This is a genomic window from Jeongeupia naejangsanensis, from assembly GCF_016865585.1.
Taxonomy (GTDB): domain Bacteria; phylum Pseudomonadota; class Gammaproteobacteria; order Burkholderiales; family Chitinibacteraceae; genus Jeongeupia; species Jeongeupia naejangsanensis.
In genome coordinates, this window is the sequence record NZ_JAESND010000014.1 from 21,654 (window position 1) to 43,130 (window position 21,477).

Annotated in this window: 21 protein-coding genes and 1 tRNA gene; 17 read left to right on the forward strand and 5 right to left on the reverse strand. The window is 64.6% G+C overall.

Annotation, left to right across the window (positions count from 1 at the left end; genetic code table 11):
* The first annotated feature begins 3 nt into the window (after positions 1–3).
* From gabT to JMJ54_RS18270, 3 genes are read left to right on the forward strand one after another with little or no spacing between them, the layout of a single operon-like run.
* A complete protein-coding gene (gene gabT / locus JMJ54_RS18260; protein ID WP_203539970.1) occupies positions 4–1,281 on the forward strand; it encodes a 4-aminobutyrate--2-oxoglutarate transaminase in 1,278 nt (425 codons plus the stop codon).
* Positions 1,282–1,324: 43 nt separating this feature from the next.
* Complete coding sequence (locus JMJ54_RS18265) at positions 1,325–2,785, forward strand: succinate-semialdehyde dehydrogenase (RefSeq protein ID WP_239000195.1); 1,461 nt, start codon at positions 1,325–1,327, stop codon at positions 2,783–2,785.
* A 16-nt stretch (positions 2,786–2,801) separates the two neighbouring features.
* Complete coding sequence (locus JMJ54_RS18270; RefSeq protein ID WP_203539971.1) at positions 2,802–4,091, forward strand: NAD(P)/FAD-dependent oxidoreductase; 1,290 nt, start codon at positions 2,802–2,804, stop codon at positions 4,089–4,091.
* Between the two features lie 110 nt (positions 4,092–4,201).
* Here JMJ54_RS18270 and JMJ54_RS18275 read toward each other — a convergent pair whose 3' ends face one another.
* Positions 4,202–4,969 carry a DUF2189 domain-containing protein gene (locus tag JMJ54_RS18275; protein ID WP_203539972.1) on the reverse strand — a complete coding sequence of 256 codons (768 nt, stop codon included), beginning with the start codon at positions 4,967–4,969 and terminating at the stop codon, positions 4,202–4,204.
* Positions 4,970–5,194: 225 nt separating this feature from the next.
* On the opposite strand from JMJ54_RS18275, the gene coxB reads away from it, so the two are divergent.
* Genes coxB through JMJ54_RS18300 form a run of 6 tightly spaced genes read left to right on the forward strand, consistent with a single transcriptional unit; the run spans position 5,195 to position 9,609 of the window.
* Positions 5,195–6,295, forward strand: a complete 1,101-nt coding sequence (gene coxB, locus JMJ54_RS18280; protein ID WP_239000196.1) for a cytochrome c oxidase subunit II — start codon at positions 5,195–5,197, stop codon at positions 6,293–6,295.
* Between the two features lie 28 nt (positions 6,296–6,323).
* Positions 6,324–7,967, forward strand: a complete 1,644-nt coding sequence (ctaD, locus tag JMJ54_RS18285; protein WP_203539973.1) for a cytochrome c oxidase subunit I — start codon at positions 6,324–6,326, stop codon at positions 7,965–7,967.
* On the forward strand, positions 7,960–8,061 hold the full coding sequence (locus JMJ54_RS19315; RefSeq protein ID WP_239000197.1) for a cytochrome oxidase small assembly protein: 102 nt from the start codon (positions 7,960–7,962) through the stop codon (positions 8,059–8,061). The genes ctaD and JMJ54_RS19315 overlap by 8 nt, the downstream gene beginning before the upstream one ends.
* Positions 8,058–8,561: a cytochrome c oxidase assembly protein gene (locus tag JMJ54_RS18290; protein ID WP_203539974.1), complete on the forward strand. Its 504-nt coding sequence runs from the start codon at positions 8,058–8,060 to the stop codon at positions 8,559–8,561. The genes JMJ54_RS19315 and JMJ54_RS18290 overlap by 4 nt, the downstream gene beginning before the upstream one ends.
* A complete protein-coding gene (locus tag JMJ54_RS18295; protein WP_203539975.1) occupies positions 8,558–8,743 on the forward strand; it encodes a DUF2970 domain-containing protein in 186 nt (61 codons plus the stop codon). Before JMJ54_RS18290 ends, JMJ54_RS18295 begins: the two co-directional genes overlap by 4 nt.
* Positions 8,740–9,609, forward strand: coding sequence for a cytochrome c oxidase subunit 3 (locus JMJ54_RS18300; protein ID WP_203539976.1), 870 nt, complete (start codon positions 8,740–8,742; stop codon positions 9,607–9,609). The genes JMJ54_RS18295 and JMJ54_RS18300 overlap by 4 nt, the downstream gene beginning before the upstream one ends.
* Before the next feature lie 4 nt (positions 9,610–9,613).
* Here the strand turns inward: JMJ54_RS18300 and JMJ54_RS18305 are convergent, their stop codons facing one another.
* Positions 9,614–9,811, reverse strand: coding sequence for a DUF2909 domain-containing protein (locus JMJ54_RS18305; protein WP_203539977.1), 198 nt, complete (start codon positions 9,809–9,811; stop codon positions 9,614–9,616).
* A gap of 22 nt (positions 9,812–9,833) precedes the next feature.
* On the opposite strand from JMJ54_RS18305, the gene JMJ54_RS18310 reads away from it, so the two are divergent.
* From JMJ54_RS18310 to cyoE, 4 genes are read left to right on the forward strand one after another with little or no spacing between them, the layout of a single operon-like run.
* Positions 9,834–10,496, forward strand: a complete 663-nt coding sequence (locus JMJ54_RS18310; protein WP_203539978.1) for an SURF1 family protein — start codon at positions 9,834–9,836, stop codon at positions 10,494–10,496.
* Positions 10,493–11,005: a hypothetical protein gene (locus JMJ54_RS18315; RefSeq protein ID WP_203539979.1), complete on the forward strand. Its 513-nt coding sequence runs from the start codon at positions 10,493–10,495 to the stop codon at positions 11,003–11,005. The genes JMJ54_RS18310 and JMJ54_RS18315 overlap by 4 nt, the downstream gene beginning before the upstream one ends.
* On the forward strand, positions 10,990–12,006 hold the full coding sequence (locus JMJ54_RS18320; protein WP_203539980.1) for a COX15/CtaA family protein: 1,017 nt from the start codon (positions 10,990–10,992) through the stop codon (positions 12,004–12,006). Before JMJ54_RS18315 ends, JMJ54_RS18320 begins: the two co-directional genes overlap by 16 nt.
* On the forward strand, positions 11,969–12,868 hold the full coding sequence (gene cyoE, locus JMJ54_RS18325) for a heme o synthase (RefSeq protein ID WP_203539981.1): 900 nt from the start codon (positions 11,969–11,971) through the stop codon (positions 12,866–12,868). Before JMJ54_RS18320 ends, cyoE begins: the two co-directional genes overlap by 38 nt.
* Before the next feature lie 57 nt (positions 12,869–12,925).
* On the opposite strand, the gene JMJ54_RS18330 is transcribed toward cyoE, so the two are convergent.
* Together JMJ54_RS18330 and JMJ54_RS18335 are read right to left on the reverse strand one after the other, a co-directional pair.
* On the reverse strand, positions 12,926–13,750 hold the full coding sequence (locus JMJ54_RS18330) for an undecaprenyl-diphosphate phosphatase (protein WP_203539982.1): 825 nt from the start codon (positions 13,748–13,750) through the stop codon (positions 12,926–12,928).
* A gap of 293 nt (positions 13,751–14,043) precedes the next feature.
* Positions 14,044–14,490, reverse strand: a complete 447-nt coding sequence (locus tag JMJ54_RS18335) for a DciA family protein (protein ID WP_203539983.1) — start codon at positions 14,488–14,490, stop codon at positions 14,044–14,046.
* Between the two features lie 27 nt (positions 14,491–14,517).
* On the opposite strand from JMJ54_RS18335, the gene JMJ54_RS18340 reads away from it, so the two are divergent.
* From JMJ54_RS18340 to JMJ54_RS18350, 3 genes are all read left to right on the forward strand, one after another.
* A complete protein-coding gene (locus tag JMJ54_RS18340; RefSeq protein WP_203539984.1) occupies positions 14,518–15,402 on the forward strand; it encodes a M23 family metallopeptidase in 885 nt (294 codons plus the stop codon).
* 149 nt (positions 15,403–15,551) lie between these two features.
* Positions 15,552–18,293, forward strand: coding sequence for a preprotein translocase subunit SecA (secA, locus tag JMJ54_RS18345; RefSeq protein WP_203539985.1), 2,742 nt, complete (start codon positions 15,552–15,554; stop codon positions 18,291–18,293).
* Between the two features lie 58 nt (positions 18,294–18,351).
* A tRNA-Ala gene (locus tag JMJ54_RS18350) sits at positions 18,352–18,427 on the forward strand.
* A 51-nt stretch (positions 18,428–18,478) separates the two neighbouring features.
* Here JMJ54_RS18350 and JMJ54_RS18355 read toward each other — a convergent pair.
* Positions 18,479–20,641 carry a cellulose biosynthesis cyclic di-GMP-binding regulatory protein BcsB gene (locus tag JMJ54_RS18355; protein ID WP_203539986.1) on the reverse strand — a complete coding sequence of 721 codons (2,163 nt, stop codon included), beginning with the start codon at positions 20,639–20,641 and terminating at the stop codon, positions 18,479–18,481.
* 364 nt (positions 20,642–21,005) lie between these two features.
* Here JMJ54_RS18355 and JMJ54_RS18360 point away from each other — a divergent pair.
* A partial coding sequence (locus JMJ54_RS18360; RefSeq protein ID WP_239000198.1) for a pyruvate kinase occupies positions 21,006–21,477 on the forward strand: 472 nt, incomplete at its 3' end.

Sequence of the window (21,477 nt, forward strand, 5' to 3'; positions counted from 1 at the left end):
GCCATGGACACGCCCGACTGGAATGCCCGCCGGATCGCCGCCACGCCGCGCGGCGTCGGCATTGCCACGCCGGTGTTCGCGGCGCGCGCGCGCAATGCCGAGCTGTGGGACGTCGACGGCCGACGCTACATCGACTTCGCCGGCGGCATCGGCGTGCTCAATACCGGCCACCTGCATCCGAGGGTAGAAGCAGCGGTTGCCGCACAACTCGCGCGCTTCTCGCACAGCTGCTACCAGGTTGCGCCGTATCCGGGCTATGTCGAGCTGGCCGAGCGCCTCAATGCGCGAGTACCGATCGCTGCGCCGACCAAGACCTTCTTCGTCACCACCGGTGCCGAAGCGGTCGAAAACTGCATCAAGATCGCCCGCGCGCATACCGGCCGCCCCGGCGTGATTGCCTTCGCCGGTGCCTTTCACGGCCGCACGCTGCTGGGGCTGGCGCTGACCGGCAAGGTCGCGCCGTACAAGCTCGGCTTCGGCCCCTACCCGGCCGACGTCTACCACGCGCCGTTTCCGAATCCGCTGCGCGGCATCAGCGTCGACGATGCACTGGCCGGGCTCGCCAGCCTGTTCAAAACCTCGATCGATCCGAACCGGGTCGCAGCGATCATCGTCGAACCGGTGCAGGGCGAAGGCGGCTTCAATCCGGCGCCGGCTGGATTCATGCGCGCGCTCCGGCGCATCTGTGACGAACACGGCATCGTGCTGGTCGCTGACGAAATCCAGACCGGCTTCGGCCGCACCGGCAAGCTGTTCGCGATGGCGCATTACGACGTCGAAGCCGACCTGTTCACGATGGCCAAGTCGCTCGCCGGCGGCTTTCCGCTGGCCGGGGTCTGCGGCCGCGCCGAGATCATGGACGCGCCCGCGCCGGGCGGGCTGGGCGGCACCTACGGCGGCAGCCCGATCGGTATCGCCGCCGCACTGGCAGTGCTCGACGTGATCGACGACGAGCACCTGTGCGAACGCGCCAGCATCATCGGCGAGCGGATCACCGTCCGGCTCGCCGCATTGCGTGACGACGTACCGCAGATCGCCGAGATCCGCGGCATCGGCGCGATGGTCGCCGTCGAGTTCTACGAAAACGGCCAGCCGGCACCGGCTTTCGTCACCGCGCTCAGGGGCCGGGCGCTCGAACTCGGCCTGATCCTGCTGAGCTGCGGCAGCGACGGCAACGTCGTGCGCTTTCTCTGCCCGCTGACGATCGAGGACACCGTGCTCGACGAAGCGCTCGGCATGCTCGAACAGGCAATGCGCGAAACCGCCCGGCACAGCCGTTAGAATCACCCGGCCTAGCCCGGCCCAGATCAGACAGGACCCTAAGATGCTGCAACTGAAAAACCCGGCCCTGCTGCGCCGGCAATGTCCGGTCGCCGGCGAGTGGATCGACGCCGACAGCGGCGAAACCATCGCCGTCACCAACCCGGCTACCGGCGAGACGATCGCCACGGTGCCCAGAATGGGCGCAGCGGAAACCCGCCGGGCCATCGACGCGGCAAAAGCCGAAATGCGCGGCTGGCAACGCCGCACCGCCAAGGAGCGTGCAGCGGTACTGCGCCGCTGGTACGAGCTGCTGCTCGCCAACCAGGACGACCTCGCCGCCATCCTTACCTCCGAGCAGGGCAAACCGCTGGCCGAAGCCCGTGGCGAGATCGCCTACGGCGCGAGCTACATCGAATGGTTTGCCGAGGAGGCCAAGCGCGTCTACGGCGACACGATTCCCGCGCACGGCACCGACAAGCGCATCGTCGTGATCAGGCAGCCCATCGGCGTCACAGCCGCAATCACGCCGTGGAATTTCCCGAACGCGATGATTGCGCGCAAGGCCGGTCCGGCGCTGGCCGCCGGCTGCGCGATGATCGTGAAGCCGGCTTCGCAGACACCGCTTTCGGCACTGGCGCTGGCCGCGCTCGCCTTCGACGCCGGCCTGCCACCGGCGCTGTTCAGCGTCGTCACCGGTGCAGCCAGTGAAATTGGCTCCGAACTCACCGGCAATCCGACGGTCGCCAAGCTGTCGTTCACCGGCTCGACCGAGACCGGCAAGGCCCTGCTGGCGCAATGCGCAGCGACCGTGAAGAAGACATCAATGGAGCTGGGCGGCAACGCGCCTTTCATCGTGTTCGACGACGCCGACCTCGACGCCGCCGTCGACGGTGCCATCGCATCGAAATACCGCAACACCGGGCAGACCTGCGTCTGCGCCAACCGGTTCTACATCCAGACCGGCGTTTACGATGCCTTCGCCGACAAGCTCGCGATCGCCGTCGCCAAACTGAAGGTCGGCAACGGGGTCGAGCCGGGCATAAACCAAGGACCACTGATCGACGAGAAAGCCGTACGCAAGGTCGAGAACCACATCGCCGATGCGCTCGCCAACGGCGGCGAGCTGGTGCTCGGCGGCCGGCGCCACGAGCTGGGCCACGGTTTTTTTGAGCCGACCATCGTCAAGCACGCCAACGCGAGGATGAAGGTCGCGCGCGAGGAAACCTTCGGCCCGCTGGCGGCGCTATTTTGCTTCGAGACCGAGGACGAGCTGATCGCCCTCGCCAACGATACCGAATTCGGCCTTGCCAGCTATTTCTACAGCCGCGACATCGGCCGGGTCTGGCGTGTTGCCGAGGCGCTCGAGTACGGCATGGTCGGCATCAATACCGGGCTGATCTCGTCCGAAGTCGCGCCATTCGGCGGCGTCAAGCAGTCCGGCATCGGGCGCGAAGGCTCCAAATACGGCATCGACGACTATCTCGAGCTGAAATACCTGTGCATCGGCGGCATCGACGGCTAGGCATGGGGAGGACGTTGTGAAACGCGAACCATCCACCGCACACGCACCGTCGTACTACGCCGCCAGCGCCCATCCACAGCCGCTGCGGCCCGCGCTCGATACCGCGCTCGACGTCGACGTCTGCATCATCGGCGCCGGCTACACCGGGCTGTCGGCCGGGCTGCATCTGGCCGAAGCCGGTTTCAGCGTGGCCATCGTCGAGACCGCCCGCGTCGGCTGGGGGGCATCCGGCCGCAATGGCGGCCAGATCGTCAATTCATACTCGCGCGACCTTGATGTCATCGAGAGCCGATATGGCGTCGATACTGCGCGCGCACTCGGCAGCATGGCCTTCGAAGGCGGCCGCATCATCCGCGAGCGCATCGCGCGCTACGGCATCGACTGCGATCTCAAGGATGGCGGCGTATTCGCCGCGATCACGCCGAACCAGTTTGCCCACCTGCAGAAACAGCATGCGCTGTGGCAGCGTTACGGCCACACCCGGCTGCAATTGCTCGATCGCGCCCAAACCCGCGAGGTCGTCGCCAGCGAACGCTACTGCGGTGCGCTGCTCGACCTGAGCGGCGGACACATCCACCCGCTGAATCTGGCGCTGGGCCAAGCTGCCGCCTTCGAATCGCTCGGCGGGCGCATCTTCGAGGATTCGCCGGCAATCCGGGTCGAACGCAGCTTCAGGCCGGTGGTCCACACGGCGCACGGCTCGGTGACGGCCAGCTTCGTCATCGTTGCCGGCAACGCTTACCTTGGCGGGCTGGTACCGGAACTGGCGGCCAGATCCATGCCGTGCGGCACCCAGGTCATCGCGACCGAGCCACTCGGTGCGCTGGCCGATACGCTGTTGCCGCAGGATTACTGCGTCGAGGACTGCAATTACCTGCTCGACTACTTCCGGCTCAGCGCCGACAAACGGCTGCTGTTTGGTGGCGGCGTGATCTACGGCGCGCGCGATCCGGCCCACGTCGAGTCCCTCGTCGTCCCCAAGCTGTTGAAGGTGTTTCCGCAACTGGCCAATGTCCGCATCGACTACGCATGGACCGGCAATTTCCTGCTCACGCTCTCGCGGATGCCGCAGATGGGCCGGATCGATCACAACATCTATTACTCGCAAGGCTGCAGCGGCCACGGCATCACCTTCACCCACCTGGCCGGGCGCCTGCTGGCCGAAGTGCTGCAGGGTCAGGCAACACGTTTCGACGCCTTCGCGAAACTGCCGCACCTGCCTTTTCCGGGGGGACGATTGTTGCGGATTCCGTTCACCGCGCTCGGCGCGTGGTACTACGACTTGCGCGACCGGCTTGGCGTTTAGCCTGCTTTCGATCGGCCGCCCCAAACGCAAAACACCCCCGTTTCCGGGGGCGTTCTCGTCGACGGACAACACACCGCGCCGCCCCTAGGGCAGATCGCCATGCGTTTCCGTTACTCGACCAAGTCCTTGTAGGCAATCCATGTCGCATGCCCCAGCAGCGGGAACAGCACGACGAATCCGACCAGATAGGTCGCAAAACCGATGGCCGTCAGCAGCACGATCAGCGCCGCCCAGACCATCATGGCCGGGATGTTCTCGGCCACGACACGCAGACTGGTCATCATCGCCGTCACGGTATCGACCTCGCGATCGGCCAGCATCGGAATCGACACGGCCGTCAGCGCAAACACCAAGCAGGCAAGCAGGAAACCGCCAACCACCCAGGCAATGGTGAAGCCTGCGTATTCTCCGAGCAGCGCGCCGAAGAAGTTGTGCAGCGAGATCGCTTCACCGCCGTAGAACAGCGCGAACAGGATGGCCGACAGCCGTTCCCACGCCAGCGCAATCATGAACAGCACCACGCCGAAGTAGGCCAGCTGGCTGGCGTTCTTCATCAGGTCGCGGATCGACTGCGCAAACGAAGTCGTCCTGCCGTCCTCGCGCTCGCTGGTGAGCTCGTAAATCCCGGCCGCCCCGAGCGGCGCCAGCAGCAGGAAGCCGGTGATCGATGTCGTGAACAGGTAGGCATACTGCGACGCGAGCGACAGGACCGCCCAGCCAAGCAAGGTAATCAGCAGCCCGTGCGCCAGGCTGGGCAAGGGGTGCGCCGCCAAGTCCTGCCAGCCGCGGGCAATCCACGAAAACGCGCGGAACATCCCGACTTTCCGGGTGTGCGGCAGCGCGAAATGGTCGTCCAGACCATTCAGATGCATATCCATGATGGGCCTCCTTGCTGCTTGATGCAGTTCTCCACGGGTACTTCTCGATGTAGTCATCGGCCAGCGACTACGATAGCCGGACCGATGAATGGTCGCGTTTGAGCCGGTACATACCGCTTGTCTTGCTTGTCTCCGCGTTTTTCTTTGCTACGTTGAAAAGCAAACATCGATACACCGGCAAGCCTCACGGCCTGCAAACGGTGTGGACCCGCCACGGAGATACACATGCGTGCAATGCGCACCCTGGCCGCGCTGGCCTGTTCACTCGCCTTGCGCGGCGTAGCGGCATCGGACAGCCGTATCAGCTTCCAGACCCCACAAACGCTGATCGCACAGGACATCGTCGATCTGCACACCTGGATCATGGTGATCATCATCGTGATCTTCGTCGCGGTCTTCGGCGTGATGTTCTACGCGGTGTTCCGCCATCGGAAATCGCTCGGCCACAAGGCACGCCCCTTCCACGAAAACACCACCGTCGAGGTGTTGTGGACAGTGATTCCGGCGCTGATCCTTGCGGTCATGGCGTGGCCGGCGGCCAAGGTCGTGCTGGCACAGAAGGACAGCCGCGGCGCGACGATCACGATCAAGGCCACCGGCTACCAGTGGTTCTGGGGCTACGACTACGTCGATTACGGCTTCGGCTACAAGAGCAAGCTCGCCACGCCACGCAAACAGATTGACAACGCCCAGGACAAGGATCCGCACTACCTGCTCGAGGTCGACGAGCCGCTGGTGGTGCCGGTCGGCCAGAAAGTCCGCATCCTGACCACCAGCAACGACGTCATTCACTCATGGGCAATGCCGGCCTTCGGCGTCAAGCAGGACGCCATCCCCGGCTTCATCCGCGACACCTGGTTCAAGGCCGAGCGCGAAGGCACGTTCCGCGGCCAGTGTTCGGAGCTCTGCGGTCAGGACCACGGCTTCATGCCCATCGTCGTCAAGGTCGTCAGCGCAGCCAAATTCCAGGATTACGTCTCGCAGAAACAGGCGGCCGCCAAGGCATCCGCCGACGATCCGAACAAGATCTGGGCCATGGCCGACCTCGTTGCGCGCGGCCAGAAAGTTTACGAAGCCAACTGCCAGGCTTGCCATCAGGCGAACGGCATGGGCAGCGGCCCCTTCCCGGCACTGGTGAATTCGAAGATCGCCACCGGCCCGGTACAAGGCCACCTGAGCATCGTCCTTCACGGCAAGAGCGCGATGCCGGCATGGCAGGGGCTGTCGGATACCGAGATCGCTGCGGTGATCACCTACGAACGCAACCACTTCAATCACGTCGGCGACATCCTGCAGCCCAAGGACGTCAAGCTCGCCCGGAAGTAGGCGCACCGTGACCCAGATGGAGAGAGCAATGACCGCCTCGACCGAAACGCTGCATCTGCAGCACGCCGATCACCAGGCACACGCGGATGCCCACGGCTGGCGCCGCTGGCTGTACGCAACCAATCACAAGGACATTGGCACGCTGTACCTGTGGTTTTCATTCAGCATGTTCATGCTCGGCGGCACCATGGCACTCGGCATCCGCGCCGAACTGTTCCAGCCGGGACTGCAGTTCTGGCATCCCGAGTTCTTCAACCAGCTGACCACGCTGCACGGCATCATCATGGTGTTCGGTGCAATCATGCCGGCGTTCACCGGTCTGGCGAACTGGATGCTGCCGCTGATGCTCGGCGCGCCCGACATGGCGTTCGCGCGGATGAACAACTGGAGTTTCTGGCTGCTGCCGCCAGCGGCAGCGCTGCTGGTGATTTCGCTGTTCGTGCCCGGCGGTGCGCCCGCCGGCGGCTGGACGCTGTATCCGCCGCTGTCGATCCAGGCCGGCATGGGCATGGATCTGGCGATCTTCGCCATCCACCTGCTCGGGCTGTCGTCGATCATGGGCTCGATCAACATCGTCACCACGGTGCTGAACATGCGCGCACCGGGCATGACACTGCTGAAGATGCCGATGTTCGCCTGGACATCGCTGGTTACCGCCTACCTGCTGATTGCGGTAGCCCCGGTGCTCGCCGGCGCGGTGACGATGCTGCTGACCGACCGCCACTTCGGCACCCACTTCTTCAAGGCCGCCGGTGGTGGCGATCCGGTCCTGTTCCAGCACATCTTCTGGTTCTTCGGCCACCCCGAGGTCTACATCATGGCGCTGCCCGCATTCGGCATCGTCAGCCAGATCCTGCCGACCTTCGCGCGCAAGCCGCTGTTCGGCTACGTGTCGATGGTCTACGCGGTGTGCTCGATCGCCATCCTGTCGTTCATGGTCTGGGCCCACCACATGTTTGCCGTCGGCCTGCCGGCAACAGCGCAACTGTTCTTCATGTTCATGACCATGCTGATTGCGGTGCCGACCGGCGTGAAGGTGTTCAACTGGATCGCGACAATGTGGCAGGGCGAGATGACGTTCGAAACGCCGATGCTGTTCGCGATCGGCTTCGTCTGCCTGTTCACCGTCGGCGGTTTTTCCGGCCTCGTGTTGTCGATCGCGCCGATCGACATCCAGATGACCGACACCTACTACGTCGTCGCCCACTTCCACTACGTGCTGGTCGCCGGCGCGCTGTTCAGCCTGTTCGGTGCCACCTACTACTGGCTGCCGAAATGGACCGGCCAGATGTACAACGAAAAGCTCGGCAAGCTGCATTTCTGGTGGTCGATGATCTGGTTCAACGTCACCTTCTTCCCGATGCACTTCCTCGGCCTCGCCGGCATGCCGCGGCGCATCCCCGACTATCCGTTGCAGTTCACCGATTTCAACAGCGTCGCCAGCGTTGGCGCTTTCTGTTTCGGCCTCGGCCAGTTGCTCTTCCTCTACAACGTCATCAATACGATCCGCGGTGGCGCAGGTCGTGCGCCGGCACGGCCATGGGAGGGCGCCCATACGCTCGAATGGGAGGTCGCGTCGCCGGCACCGCACCACACTTGGGAAATGCCGCCCGACGAGGCACTGGTGAAAAAAGGCCTGCGTGCACAATTGCTGGATCAGGACCATGAGTAAGAACGTCCGTACCGCCCTCCTGCTTGCCGCACTAGCGCTGGCCTTCTTCGTGGCCGTGATCGTCCGGCAGCTCATGTACGGGTTGCCGGGATGAACGCCGTCGCGCACGGCGCCAACCGTCGCACGGCGATCCGCCTCGGGCTCGTTGCGCTGGCCATGTTCAGCTTCGGCTACGTGCTGGCACCGTTCTACGACGTGCTGTGCCGGGCCATCGGTCTCGACCGGGCACGCCCCGAATTCGCCACGGCGATTCCGACCGCATTGCGGCTCGAGTTTGACACCAACGTCGCCGATGGGCTGCCGGTCACGATCGAAACGCTCGACCGCGTTGTCGCCGCCAAGGCCGGTGGTCTCGTCAAGGCGCGCTTCCGTATCGCGAACACCGGCGACCAGCCACTGACGATTCGCGCGATTCCGAGTTTCGCGCCGGTACGTGCCGCCGGGCTGCTGCAAAAGCTCGAATGCTTCTGTTTCGACGCACTCAAGCTGGCGCCGCACGAAACACGCGACGTCACCGTCGTGCTGCTGGTCGCGAAGGCGCTGCCCGAAGAGCTCGGTGCCGCCACGCTGTCGTATACGTTGCAGCCGGCATGAAAGCGGCGATCAAGGCGGTACTGGCCGGTTTCTTCGGTGTCCGGGGTCGCAAGGGCGCCGAGTCGGCCAAGCTCAAACCGGGTACCGTGATTGCAACGGCGCTGATCGTCGCACTGGTGATGATTTTGTTGATTCTGCTGCTGGTCCGCGTGCTGGTCAGCAGCCAAGGAGGTGGAGGATGAACGTCGAAAACGGGGTGCACGACGCGCACTATTTCGTGCCGGCGCCATCGCGCTGGCCCATCGTCGGATCGCTGGCGCTGTTCCTGATGGCCCTGGGCACAGCGTTCTGGATCAACAGGGTTCCCGGCGGCAACTGGGCCCTGCTGGCAGGAACGCTGGTGCTCGTGTGGATGCTGTTCGGCTGGTTTGGTGACGTCATCCGCGAATCGCAGGCGCACTCCTACGGTCTGCAGGTCGACCATTCGTTCCGCTGGGGAATGAGCTGGTTCATCTTTTCCGAGGTGATGTTCTTTGCCGCCTTCTTCGGCGCACTGTTCTACACCCGGGTGATCTCGGTACCCGAACTCGGATTTTTCTCGGGAACGCACGAGTTGCTGTGGCCCGGCTTCGCCGCCGACTGGCCTGCCGCGACGGCGCCAAAGCTCGATGCGCCGTATCAGGCGATGGCAGCCGTCGGCATTCCGGCCACCAACACCGCCATCCTGCTCACCTCCGGTGTCACGCTCACTTGGGCGCACTGGGGCATGGTCGAGAACCGTCGCACCCAGCTGAAAATCGGCCTGGCGCTGACCGTGCTGCTCGGCGTGATCTTCCTTTGCCTGCAGGCCTACGAGTATCACCATGCATGGGAAAAGATGGGGCTGACGCTCGCGTCGGGCGCCTATGGCGCGACGTTCTACATGCTGACCGGCTTTCACGGCATGCACGTGCTGGTCGGCACGATCATGCTGGCGACGATGCTGGTTCGCGTCCTGCGGGGCCACTTCAGCACCGAGCACCATTTCGGTTTCGAAGCCGCTGCGTGGTACTGGCACTTCGTCGATGTCGTGTGGCTGCTGCTGTTCGTTTTCGTTTACTGGCTGTAGCGCATCAGGCGCCGTTCGGCCGCCACCAGCCGAAGTAGTAACCGATCAGCAGCAGACCAAACAAGCCGATCGACAACGCCACGCGCCATGTCAGCGATCTCACCAGCTTGGGCGAACCCGCCGGGCCTCGAACCAGCTGCAGCATGGCGCGACCGAGCAACAGCACGATGACGAGCAACAGCAAGATGGCGACCAGCTTCATGGATACTCCGGCTTCGGCAACGATGTGTACTGACGTTAGCACACGGCGCTTCCGCGCGGCGCAGGCCATGCTTGGCGGGCTGGTGCTGCTGACGCTGCTGCTTGGTGCGTGGCAGTGCCAGCGAGGAATGGCCAAACTGGCGCTGGCTGCTGCGGCCAGCGACGCCCAGCGCCAAGCTCCGGCAGCGTGGTCCGGCGGCGCTTTGCCTCCCGTGGGGACGCGAATCCTCCCGAAGGGAAACTGGGTACCCGAGCATGCCTTCGTTCTGGCACCACGTTCGCGACAGGGGCAACCCGGTGTCGAAGTCATTACCCCTTACAGGCTGAACGACGGCGAGACCCTGCTGGTCAACCGTGGCTGGCTCGCCGAAGGACGCGCGATGCCTGCGTTGCCGTCAGCCACTCCGACCGTCGAGCTGGCCCCCTGGCCACGCTTCATCACGCTCGGTCCCACCCTGCCTGAAGGCAACCGTTTCCAGCACGTCGACCCCGACGCCTACGCACGCTGGCGTGGCGGTTCCCGTCCGGTCGGTTACGCCTACGCTGTCGCGTCACCGGGGCTGATCGTCGACCTGCCCCGGCCTTACCTCAATGCCGAGCGCCATTTCGCCTACATGGCCAGCTGGTGGGGCATGACGCTGGCCGGTGCGGCGCTGTGTTGGCGTTTTCGCAAGGAGACGAAATGAATCCAGACCGTGGAAACCGCCAGCAACGGGGCCGGCATGTGCTGCTGGCGCTATTCGCACTGAGCGCGTTGCCGATCATTGCAGCCCAGCTTGCCTACGACCACTGGCGCCCCGCCGGCGGCAGGACCTTCGGCGAGCTGATCGCCAAACCCGTCGCCAGCAACGCCGCCCGCTGGCGGCTGGCGGCCGTGGGGGCCGACGGATGTGGCGAGCAGACACAGGCATTGCTTTTCTCTGCCGGCCAGCTGCAAAGGGCCCAGGGCGAAGCGTCGCGACGGCTTGAAACAGCGACGACCGCGCCGTGCCGATCCGCGCTCGTACTCGGCGACCACCCGCTGCTGGCGCAAGCCGGGCTGTATCTGATCGATCCGAACGGCAATGCGGTGCTGCGCTACCGGCCTGATCAGCTCGGCAACGTCGAAGGCCGCAAACGGGCCTTGCAGGAAATCAGCAAGCTGCTCAAACAGAATCGCGGCCTTGGCGGGAGGGAAACATGGCAAAGCACCTGAACCTGACCAGAGTCCTGCTGCTTATCAGCCTGCTGTGGACGCTGGGGCTGATCATGCTCGGCGCCTGGGTCCGGCTGCACGATGCCGGACTCGGTTGCCCTGACTGGCCCGGTTGCTATGGCCGGATCACGCCCCCCGAAGCCGCGCACGAGATCGCCCACGCCGAACGTCATTTCGGTGGTGATGTCAACCCGGGCAAGGGCTGGAAGGAAATGATCCACCGCTACGCTGTGGGCGGCTACGGCCTGCTGCTGCTGCTGACCTGTGCACTGCTCTGGCGCCAGCGCCGCCAGCACGCGCTGCCGGCCTGGCTGGTGCTCGCGCCGCTGGCAGTACTGGTGTTCCAGGCACTGCTCGGCATGTGGACGGTCACGCTGAAGCTGATGCCCGCCGTCGTGACGGCACACCTGCTGGGCGGGATGAGCCTGCTGGCACTGCTTGCGGCGCTGGCGGCGCGCGACACGCTTGCGCCGCTCCAACCGCAACGCGGACTGACCCTGCTCGCAACGACTGCCCTGCTGCTTTGCATCGCGCAAATCGCGCTCGGCGGCTGGGTTTCGAGCAACTATGCCGCGCTGGCCTGCAATGGTTTCCCGGCCTGTCAGGGCGGCTTTGCACCACCACCCGGTCTGGCGGAAGCGCTGCGGCCCGATCGCGCACTGGGCCTTGGTGCCGACGGCCAGCCGCTGTCGATCGATCATCTCGCCGCCATCCACTGGCTGCACCGGCTTGGCGCGTTGCTGCTGAGCCTGGCCATCGTGCTGACGCTGTGGCGCAGCTGGCGGATCGCCCCGCGGCATGCCGCGCTGCTGTTGTCGGCCCTGCTGCTGCAAGTGCTGCTGGGTGTCGCCAACGTCGAGTTCGGCTTGCCGCTACCGCTGGCCGTCGCCCACAACGGCGGCGCAGCACTGCTGTTGATCGTACTGACCACCCTTGTCGTCCGTTGCCGTCAGGAGGCCCGCCATGCTGAGCCGTTCACTCGCCTTTCCTTCTCTCGCTGACTTCTGGCAGCTCGGCAAACCGCGCGTCGTCGCGCTGATCGTTTTCTGCGCGGCCGTCGGCATCCTGCTGGCTGCGCCCTCTCAGGCCGACTGGCCGCGGCTGTTGCTGTCGCTGGCCGGCATCGGCCTGGTGGCCATGGGCGCCGCGGCGGCCAACTGCCTGTTTGAACGGGACCGCGATGCCGTGATGCGGCGCACTTCCGCGCGGCCGCTGGTGCGCGGCAGCCTCGGCCAGCCGGAAGCCGCCGCTTACGCAGTGATGCTGACCGTCAGCGGCCTGTGGCTGCTTCTGCAGTTCGCCAACCCGCTGACCACCGGGCTGACGCTCGCAACCTTCTTCGGTTACGCCATCGTCTACACGCGCTGGCTCAAGCCGGCGACACCGCAAAACATCGTCATCGGAGGTGCTGCCGGCGCCATGCCGCCGGTCCTTGGCTGGGCCGCCGTCAGCGGTACCATTCCGGCCGAAGCCGCCGTGCTGTTCCTGATCATCTATGCCTGGACGCCCCCGCACTTCTGGGCGCTGGCACTGTACCGCCGAGATGATTACGCCCGTGCCGGCCTGCCGATGCTGCCGGTCACGCACGGCGCGGCCTTCACCCGGCTGTCGATCCTGCTGTATGCGCTGGTCCTGTTCGCGGTCGCCCTGCTGCCATTCGTGATCCGGCTGTCGGGCTGGCTTTACCTGCTTGCGGCGTGCTGGCTCGGCGCCGGCTTCGTCATGCGTGCGTGGCGGCTGTATCGCGCCGAAGAGGCGCAAAGCGACGCCCAGGCACGCGGCCTGTTCCGTTTCTCGATCGCCTACCTCACCTGGCTGTTTGGTGCGCTGCTGCTCGACCGGGCGGTGCAGTGGCTCTGGTAAGCGATCCGAAACGAAAAAAAAGCGCCCGTCCGGGCGCTTTTTTCATGTGCGGACGAATCAGACCGTCCAGTCGACAATGCCGGTGTACCACGTCAGCAGCACCAGCAGGCCGAACGCGATCCGGTACCACGCGAACGGGATGAACGTGTGTGTCGAGATGAAGCGAAGCAGGGCGCGGACGGCGATGAAGGCGAACACGAACGACGCGAAAAAGCCCACGGCAAACACGCCGAAATCGGCCATCTCCAGTGCATGGCGATACTTGAGCAGGCTGTAGATCGACGCGGCGCCAAGCGTGGGGATGCCGAGGAAGAACGAGAACTCGGTCGCCGCCTTGCGCGACAGGCCGAGGAAAAGGCCGCCGATGATCGTGGCACCGGAGCGGCTCGTGCCCGGAATCAGCGCCAGACACTGGGCCAGACCGACCAGCAGTGCATCTTTCAGGCTCAGCTCGTCGACCGTCTGCACACGCACAGTATGCTGGCGCTTTTCGGCCCACAGAATGATCAGGCCACCGACGATGAAGGCCGTCGCAACCGGGATCGGCGCGAACAGATGCGCCTTGATCGTCTTGTTCAACAGCAAACCGATGATCGCCGCAGGAATGAAGCCGATCACCACGGCCAGCGCCAGATTGCGTGCCGCACCGGGCCGTACCGCACCGCTCAGGGTTGCGCCGATCTTGGCACGGTATTCCCAGACCACCGCCAGCATTGCGCCGAGCTGGATGAATATCTCGTAGACGTCACGCTTGTCCTTGGACAGGAAATCCAGCAGGTCTCCGGTCAGGATCAGGTGGCCGGTGCTCGAGATCGGCAGGAACTCGGTGATCCCTTCGACGGCGCCCATGATCAGCGATTTGAGCAGCAGAACGATATCCATACGGTGGCAATGCCCTTGTGTGCAGGTCGGCAAGAGCGCGCATTATAGCCACCACTGCTTTAAGGGGGGATGAACGGTTCGCGGCCGCGATGCTTGCCGCCCGTCGGGCTCGCCGCATTTTTTTGTCGCATCGGGAACTAGGCGCCGTCCTGCCGCTCTGATCACCTATGCGATGGACGTCTAGCGACGACGCGCATTTTGCTCATCTCCTCCCTGATATCGGGCGCCGCGACCAAGGCGCCCGTTTTTTTTTGCCCGTCGCCTGCGATCCAACGGTCAGCGACCGGCGGCGCTCAACGCGCCTTGCGCTGATGCTGGTGTGCTACAAGCGTCGCCACGGCATCCCGCAGCGGCCCGGCTTCGAGCGATTCAGCAAGCTGCTCGAAGGCCGAACACGCCGAGTCCGACAGTCGCAAGTCCTTGTTGATTCTGGATTTTTCCTGCTGCAGCGCAACTTGCACCCTCGGGCGGATTGCGCTAGCGTGCCATCCCGCGGCACCGAGTGCGTCGCGAAGCTGCGGCGCCGCCACGCGCAAGCGTGCTGCGGCAGCGGACGAGCGGACACCGATCAGCAGGGTTTCGCTGGGTCCCCAGGCGACCGAGACGCACGACGACGCCAGTTCGGGCGGAACATGGCTCCGAACCGCGTCGAGCAAGTGATTGAGTTCACTGATGCGTGCCGCCAGCCGCAGCAGCTCCCGGTCGTTACCGATAAAGCCCGAGTGGCCGAACAAAGACATAGGCATTCCGGATTAAACAGGGGACATATGAATATTATTCTGGTTTCCAGCCGCTTCGCGAGGGCAATTTCACTCGGCCCGACGGCACTCGCCACGCTGCTTGCCGGCGTGCTCTGCCTGGGGCTGCTCGCGGGCGCCGGAATCACGACGCTCGTCCGCAGCGACCGGATCGAACCCCGCTGGCCGCTGGCCCGACCGGTTCACGCCAACGTCGATGCGCTGGCAGTACGCCTGGGCGAGCTTCAGGCCAAGTTGTCCCGGCTCGACGGTCTGGCCAAGCAGCTGGGCAGCCGCACCGGCATCGACGTCACCCCTTTCCTGTCCGACAAGCCGGCGCCACGCGGCGGCCTGGCCCAGCTCGGCACACCACTCGACGCCGGCGAGCTGTCCCGGCTGCTCGGCGACAGCGACAACCGCGCCGATGCCTACCTCGACCAGTTTTCGCTTGCGCAGCTGCGCCTTGCCGCACCGGCCGGCGACACGCTGCCGACGCGGGCGCCGATGCTGAGCGGCCTGCAGTCGTCGAGCTTCGGCTGGCGCCTCGATCCGTTCACCGGGAGACAGACTTTCCACGAAGGCATCGACTTCGTCGGCCCAATCGGCACGCCCATCCATGCGGCGGCAGCCGGCAAGGTCGCCTACGCGGCAGCCCATTCGCAGTATGGTAATATGGTCGAGCTTGATCACGGCTACGGCCTGACCAGCCGGTACGCCCATGCCAGCCGCCTTCTTGTGCAGCCCGGCGACAGCGTAACGGCCGGGCAAACGATCGCCTTGCTGGGGAGCACCGGCCGCTCCACCGGCCCCCATCTGCACTTCGAGATCCGCTACAAGCAGATCGCACAGAATCCTTTGCGATTTGTCAGCTCATCGCAAGATCTGATCGCAAGTAGTACCGCATCAAGCGACTAGGGATGGATAAACTGCGACATCGTCCCCACAATTGGGCGATGCCTTGAACGACGCCGACGGCGGATGGGGTAACCTGTCCGCCGTTCTCGTAATGAAATCACGCCCGCGTGCGCCACCCGGCTCGCAGCGGGTCAGCTGGTAGCAGGAAAATGATCTCCACATTGTTGAAAAAAGTCTTCGGTAGCCGCAACGACCGCCTGTTGAAACAGTACGGCGTCATCGTCAGGCAGATCAATGCGCTCGAAGCGCAAACGCAGGCGCTGTCGGACGACGCGCTCAAGGCCAAGACCGAGGAATTCAAGCAACGCTACCAGAACGGCGAAAAGCTCGACGCGCTGTTGCCCGAAGCCTTTGCCGTCTGCCGTGAAGGCGCCAAGCGCTCGCTCGGCATGCGCCACTTCGACGTGCAGCTGATCGGCGGCATCACGCTGCATCAGGGCAAGATTTCCGAAATGCGGACCGGCGAAGGCAAGACGCTGGTCGCAACGCTGCCTGCCTACCTGAACGCGATCACCGGTCAGGGCGTGCACGTCATTACCGTCAACGATTACCTGGCGCAGCGCGACGCCGGCATCATGAGCCAGCTGTACAACTTCCTCGGTCTGACCTGCGGGGTCAACCTTGGCCAGATGCCGCACGATGCCAAGCAGCAGGCCTATGCCTGCGACATCACCTACGGCACCAACAACGAATTCGGTTTCGATTACCTGCGCGACAACATGGTGTTCTCGTCGGGCGAGCGCGTGCAGCGCAAGCTGTCCTACGCCATCGTCGACGAAGTCGACTCGATCCTGATCGACGAAGCGCGAACGCCGCTGATCATTTCCGGCCCGGCCGACGACAGCACCGAGCTGTACATGGCAATGAACACCGTGCCGCCGCAACTGGTCAAGCAGGCCAGCGAGGAAGCCGAGGAAGGCGATTACTGGGTCGACGAAAAGGCCAACTCGGTCCTGCTGTCCGAAGCCGGTCACGAACGGGTCGAACAGATCCTCACCGAGATGGGCCTGCTGCCGGAAGGCGACAGCCTGTACGCAGCGCAGCACATCAGCCTGATGCACCACCTGTACGCGGCCCTGCGCGCGCACACCCTGTTCCATCTCGACCAGCATTACGTCGTCCTCGATGGCGAGATCGTCATCGTCGACGAATTCACCGGCCGGCTGATGTCGGGCCGTCGCTGGTCCGAAGGCCTGCACCAGGCCGTCGAAGCCAAGGAAGGCGTCGAAATCCAGCAGGAAAACCAGACGCTGGCAACGATCACGCTGCAGAACTACTTCCGCATGTACGAGAAACTCTCGGGCATGACCGGTACCGCCGACACCGAAGCGTACGAATTCCAGCAGATCTACGGCCTCGAAACCGTCATCATCCCGACCAACAAGCCGATGGTCCGTGACGACCGTCAGGATCAGGTCTACAAGACCGCCGACGAAAAGCACGCGGCGATCATTGCCGACATCAAGGACTGCGTTTCGCGCGGCCAGCCGGCTCTGGTCGGCACGACGTCGATCGAACAGTCCGAACTGCTGTCGGGCATCCTCAAGAAGGACGGCATCGCACACAACGTCCTCAACGCCAAGCAGCATGCCCGTGAAGCCGACATCGTCGCGCAGGCCGGCGCTGCCGGCGTCGTGACGATCGCCACCAACATGGCCGGTCGCGGTACCGACATCGTGCTCGGTGGCAACATCGAGCGCGACATCAAGGACATCGAGCACGACGAATCGCTCGACGATGCCGCCAAGGCCGCGAAGATCGCCGCACTCAAGGCCGACTGGCAAGTCCGCCACGACGCGGTCCTCGCCGCCGGCGGCCTGCACATCATCGGTTCCGAACGCCACGAATCGCGCCGGATCGACAACCAGCTGCGCGGTCGTGCCGGCCGTCAGGGTGACGCGGGTTCGAGCCGCTTCTACCTGTCGCTGGAAGACCCGCTGCTGCGCATTTTCGCCGGCGACCGCGTTGCCATGGTGATGGAACGCCTGAAGCTGCCGGAAGGCGAACCGATCGAGGCCGGCATCGTCTCGCGCGCGATCGAATCGGCGCAGCGCAAGGTCGAAGGCCGCAACTACGACATCCGCAAGCAACTGCTCGAATACGACGACGTGTCGAACGAACAGCGCAAGGCCATCTACGCGCAGCGCAACGAGCTGCTCGAGTCGGAAGACGTATCGGCAACGATCGCCGCGATGCGCACGAGCTTCTTCGATGATCTCGTGGCGCAGTACATCCCGCATCAGGCGATGGAAGAACAGTGGGACATCGTCGGCCTCGAAAAGGCATTGGCCGAGTACAGCCTGCATGCGCCGGTCGGCGAATGGCTCAAGGCCGACAGCACGCTCGACGACGTGGGCGTCAAGGAGCGCGTGCAGGAACTGGCGCGCAGCACCTACGACGCCAAGGTTGCGGAAGCCGGCGGCGACACCTTCCGCCAGTTCGAGCGCTCGGTCCTGCTGCAGCATCTCGACCAGAACTGGCGCGAGCACCTGTCGGGGCTGGATCACCTGCGTCAGGGTATCCATCTGCGCGGCTATGCGCAGAAGAACCCGAAGCAGGAATACAAGCGCGAAGCGTTCGAGCTGTTCTCGGACCTGCTGGCGCGGATCAAGCGCGACGTCGTGCAGATCGTCATGAACGTCGAAGTGCGCAGCCAGGCCGATGTTGACGCCGTTGCACCGCAGGCGCTTCCGGAATCGGCGCTACAGTTCCAGCATGCCGACATCGAAGCCCTGCTCGCCAGCGGCGACGAAGACCAGATCAAGGCCGCGATCGCCGCGATGAGCGCACAAGCCCCGACCGATGTCCGGTATGCCGGCGTCAGCCGCAACGACCCCTGCCCTTGCGGTTCGGGCAAGAAGTTCAAGCAGTGCCATGGTCAGCTCTCCTGACACCGGTATCCGGGCGGCTTGACGCCGCCCGGCGCACGTAGCTAATCTTCCTGCGATTGGGCCGATAGCTCAGCTGGGAGAGCGCCGCGTTCGCAATGCGGAGGTCGTGAGTTCGATCCTCATTCGGTCCACCAAACAAAAAGGCCAGACGACAGTCTGGCCTTTTTGCATTCAGCACTCGGATGCTAGTGCTTGGGTTTCCTGCGGAACAGGCGACGCAGGATGACCAGCAGCACCAGCAGGCCGGCCACGCCGATTGCGATCGGTCCCGGCGCCATCCAGCGCTGCCACCACGCTTGCGTCTGGGCGGCACCGCTTTCTGCCGCTGCACGACTGTCGATCTGCAGGATCAGGCCGGCATCGCCGATTGCCGCGACATCGCCGCGCGTGAGCCGGAACGACTGTTCGGGCTGTGGCGGATGCTGGCCTATCGTGCGATAGACGATACCGAGGTTGTCGCCGACCTTCGCGACCTCGGCCACCGCCAGATGATCAAGGGTAGCCACGTCGAGCACCGGCGATTGGTGCTTGCCGTTGATGATCAGGTGGCCTTCCTTGACCGAAGTCAGGTCCGCGCCGTCGACCGCAACGTCCATCGCCAGGAACGGCGCCGAGAACGTGGGCTTCTGCCCGGTCGGTACCGCCTGAAACTGTGCCTGCTGCGCCGACATGCCGGCGGCACCGGCGACCCGGATCATTTGCTGCAGCCGCACCGGTGCGGCCTCGAGCCAAGTGGCCGGCACGGCAATCTGCTGGCGTGTGCCGAAGCCCGCAGTGACGCCGACAAAGTCGGCGGCCGGCTTGCCCTTGTCCAGCCGCAGATAGCTGCCCGGCAGGATGCTGACAGGGAAACTGATCGGCTGGTCATGGCAGCGCAGCTGCGTCGGCTGACGCAGGAAGCTGACCTTGAGTTCGTTGCGTGCTGCGAGCACATGGCGTGGTATTTCGGCGCGTATCCACTGGGGTTTGCCATCGGGATTGAGCTTCGCCGAGCCGATCAGGAAGTCGTTGAGGAAGATCGACGCGACCGGTGCTTCGCCGGCCACGTTAGGCGCGGCGGTGACGTTGATGCCGACTTCGACCGGCAAACGGTTGTTGCCAGCGACCACGCCGAGATCGAACAGCACGCTGCGGTCGCTTCGGCCAAACACGTCCATGGTGCCTGCCAGCGTACCGAACCGGTTCAGCAGCACCATCGCCTCATCGGCAACCGGCTCCGAAGCCGCCCGCACGTTCAGCGCCTTGCCGACCGCCAGATTCCGCCACTGGGTGGCAAACAGACCGGCCGCCTGCGCGCCGCTGCCCTGCTCGACCACGATGGCCAGATTGCTGCCCAGGCTCGCCAGCCGGATCGACGCGCCTTGCGCCAGCGGCACCGCCTGTTCGCGCCATGCCGCGTAAGGGCCCGCAGCGTCGGGGGCGACGGTCTGGACCTGCTGGCCCAGCGCATCGAAGGCCGCCTTGATCCGGCTGACCAGCGCATCGTCGCGTACGACGACGTCGGCAGCCAGCGGCCCGGCATTGCCCAGCGCCAGAAGAGCCGCCAGTTCGGCGTCGTTGCCCAGCCGGTACGGCTCGCCGTGCTTGGCGAGCGCCGCAAATGCCGGTACCGCGAGCAGCCGCTCCGGCACGACCAGATTGCCCAGATCGAGCGTGTCCCCAATGGCGGGCAGTGCACGGATCTTCACGCGCTTGCCGCTTTGCTCCAGCGCCAGCCCGAGGCGCCATGCGGTATCGAACGCCGGTGACTGCAATTTGTCCTGACTGACCAGCAACGTCGGCGTCAGCGGCAGCGCCGTCCACGCCGTGGCCAGATCGCGCACCTGGCGCGGATCGAAGTTGTAGCTCAGGGTCGAATCCGGCGCGACGCGCAGCACGTTGCCGGGCGCACGCTGGTCGGCACACTCCAGGTCAGACAGAATCGAAGACCAGGCCAGCTCGACCCGCAGGAAGCCGTTGCTTCTCGGCGCGCCGCTGACGGCCAGACGCTGGGTCAGATCACCACGGTCGTCGAGCAGGCGGTTGGAGAGTAGAGGGTCGCCATCCGCACTCAGCAGCAGCGACGAGCGGCCGCCGTTGCCGCGCAAGTAGTTCGCATTGAACTGCAGCGCCGCATTCTGCACCGATACCGATGCCGGTACCGGCAGGTATAGTTCGCGCGTGGTGTCGGCGCTCAGGATCAGCGGCTTGGTGATCCCCAGATCGGCGAGACTGATCCGCCGGCTGACGCTGGGCTCGCTGCGCCAGAGGTTGAACTGGTCCGCGACCGGGCCGGCCTGCACGAAGGCCGGCAGTGACAGCAGGCCGCTCAGGGCCAGAACGGGTAAATCGAGGGGGCGCGCGCGCATGGTTTCTCCGTCAATACCGCCATCGGCCCTGCCCGCCTGATCCCGTTCCCCACACACCGCTGTTTAGACCAAGGTCAGGCCTACGCCGATGCGGCACAGGCTGTTGCTAAGCAAATTAAAAGTTGAGTATGAACTTAACTTACAAAGTAACTCGGTAAAAAACCACACGGGATATCGGTAATTAATCCTTCAATCCGCTTCGTCCAGCGCTGCAAACGGATCGCGAAGCGTTTCAGCCATTTTTTATACCTCGATCAAGGCGCAAGCCCTATGACACTGGTAGCCTTGCGGCAGTCTGGCCGAACGCACGCCCGCCAGAGGCAGTGCTCGACCCGATTGCCCGATGATGACTAGGAGTGATTCCATGCCCCGCGGTACCAAGATCGTCGCCACCCTCGGCCCAGCCTCGACCGACCCGGCCGTCCTCGAACAGCTGATCAAGGCCGGCGTCAACACCGTCCGCCTCAACTTCTCCCACGGCACCGCCCAGGACCACACCGACCGCGCCAACACCGTCCGCGCCATCGCCGACAAGCTCGGGGTCGCCGTTGCCGTGCTCGCCGACCTGCAGGGACCGAAGATCCGCATCGGCAAGTTCGAGAAGAACAAAATCGAGCTGAAGAAGGGCGCCACCTTCATCCTCGACGCCGCCTGCGAGCTCGGCAACGCCGAGCGCGTCGGCCTCGACTACAAGGAACTGCCCAACGACGTCGAACCGGGTGCGATCCTGCTGCTCGGCGACGGCGAGATCCAGCTCGAGGTCAACGAAGTCCGCGGCACCGAGGTCTACACCACGGTGCTGTTCGGCGGGGCACTGTCGAACAACAAGGGCATCA

Excerpts from the sequence above, each read along its gene's own strand:
- gabT (WP_203539970.1), top strand. The coding sequence starts at position 4 with ATGGACACGCCCGACTGGAATGCCCGCCGGATCGCCGCCACGCCGCGC.
- JMJ54_RS18290 (WP_203539974.1), top strand. The coding sequence starts at position 8,058 with ATGAACGCCGTCGCGCACGGCGCCAACCGTCGCACGGCGATCCGCCTC.
- JMJ54_RS18305 (WP_203539977.1), bottom strand. The coding sequence starts at position 9,811 with ATGAAGCTGGTCGCCATCTTGCTGTTGCTCGTCATCGTGCTGTTGCTC.
- JMJ54_RS18300 (WP_203539976.1), top strand. The coding sequence starts at position 8,740 with ATGAACGTCGAAAACGGGGTGCACGACGCGCACTATTTCGTGCCGGCG.
- JMJ54_RS18275 (WP_203539972.1), bottom strand. The coding sequence starts at position 4,969 with ATGGATATGCATCTGAATGGTCTGGACGACCATTTCGCGCTGCCGCAC.
- JMJ54_RS19315 (WP_239000197.1), top strand. The coding sequence starts at position 7,960 with ATGAGTAAGAACGTCCGTACCGCCCTCCTGCTTGCCGCACTAGCGCTG.
- JMJ54_RS18320 (WP_203539980.1), top strand. The coding sequence starts at position 10,990 with ATGGCAAAGCACCTGAACCTGACCAGAGTCCTGCTGCTTATCAGCCTG.
- JMJ54_RS18315 (WP_203539979.1), top strand. The coding sequence starts at position 10,493 with ATGAATCCAGACCGTGGAAACCGCCAGCAACGGGGCCGGCATGTGCTG.
- JMJ54_RS18340 (WP_203539984.1), top strand. The coding sequence starts at position 14,518 with ATGAATATTATTCTGGTTTCCAGCCGCTTCGCGAGGGCAATTTCACTC.
- JMJ54_RS18335 (WP_203539983.1), bottom strand. The coding sequence starts at position 14,490 with ATGTCTTTGTTCGGCCACTCGGGCTTTATCGGTAACGACCGGGAGCTG.
- ctaD (WP_203539973.1), top strand. The coding sequence starts at position 6,324 with ATGACCGCCTCGACCGAAACGCTGCATCTGCAGCACGCCGATCACCAG.
- JMJ54_RS18265 (WP_239000195.1), top strand. The coding sequence starts at position 1,325 with ATGCTGCAACTGAAAAACCCGGCCCTGCTGCGCCGGCAATGTCCGGTC.
- JMJ54_RS18355 (WP_203539986.1), bottom strand. The coding sequence starts at position 20,641 with ATGCGCGCGCGCCCCCTCGATTTACCCGTTCTGGCCCTGAGCGGCCTG.
- coxB (WP_239000196.1), top strand. The coding sequence starts at position 5,195 with ATGCGTGCAATGCGCACCCTGGCCGCGCTGGCCTGTTCACTCGCCTTG.
- JMJ54_RS18310 (WP_203539978.1), top strand. The coding sequence starts at position 9,834 with ATGTGTACTGACGTTAGCACACGGCGCTTCCGCGCGGCGCAGGCCATG.
- secA (WP_203539985.1), top strand. The coding sequence starts at position 15,552 with ATGATCTCCACATTGTTGAAAAAAGTCTTCGGTAGCCGCAACGACCGC.
- JMJ54_RS18330 (WP_203539982.1), bottom strand. The coding sequence starts at position 13,750 with ATGGATATCGTTCTGCTGCTCAAATCGCTGATCATGGGCGCCGTCGAA.
- cyoE (WP_203539981.1), top strand. The coding sequence starts at position 11,969 with ATGCTGAGCCGTTCACTCGCCTTTCCTTCTCTCGCTGACTTCTGGCAG.
- JMJ54_RS18295 (WP_203539975.1), top strand. The coding sequence starts at position 8,558 with ATGAAAGCGGCGATCAAGGCGGTACTGGCCGGTTTCTTCGGTGTCCGG.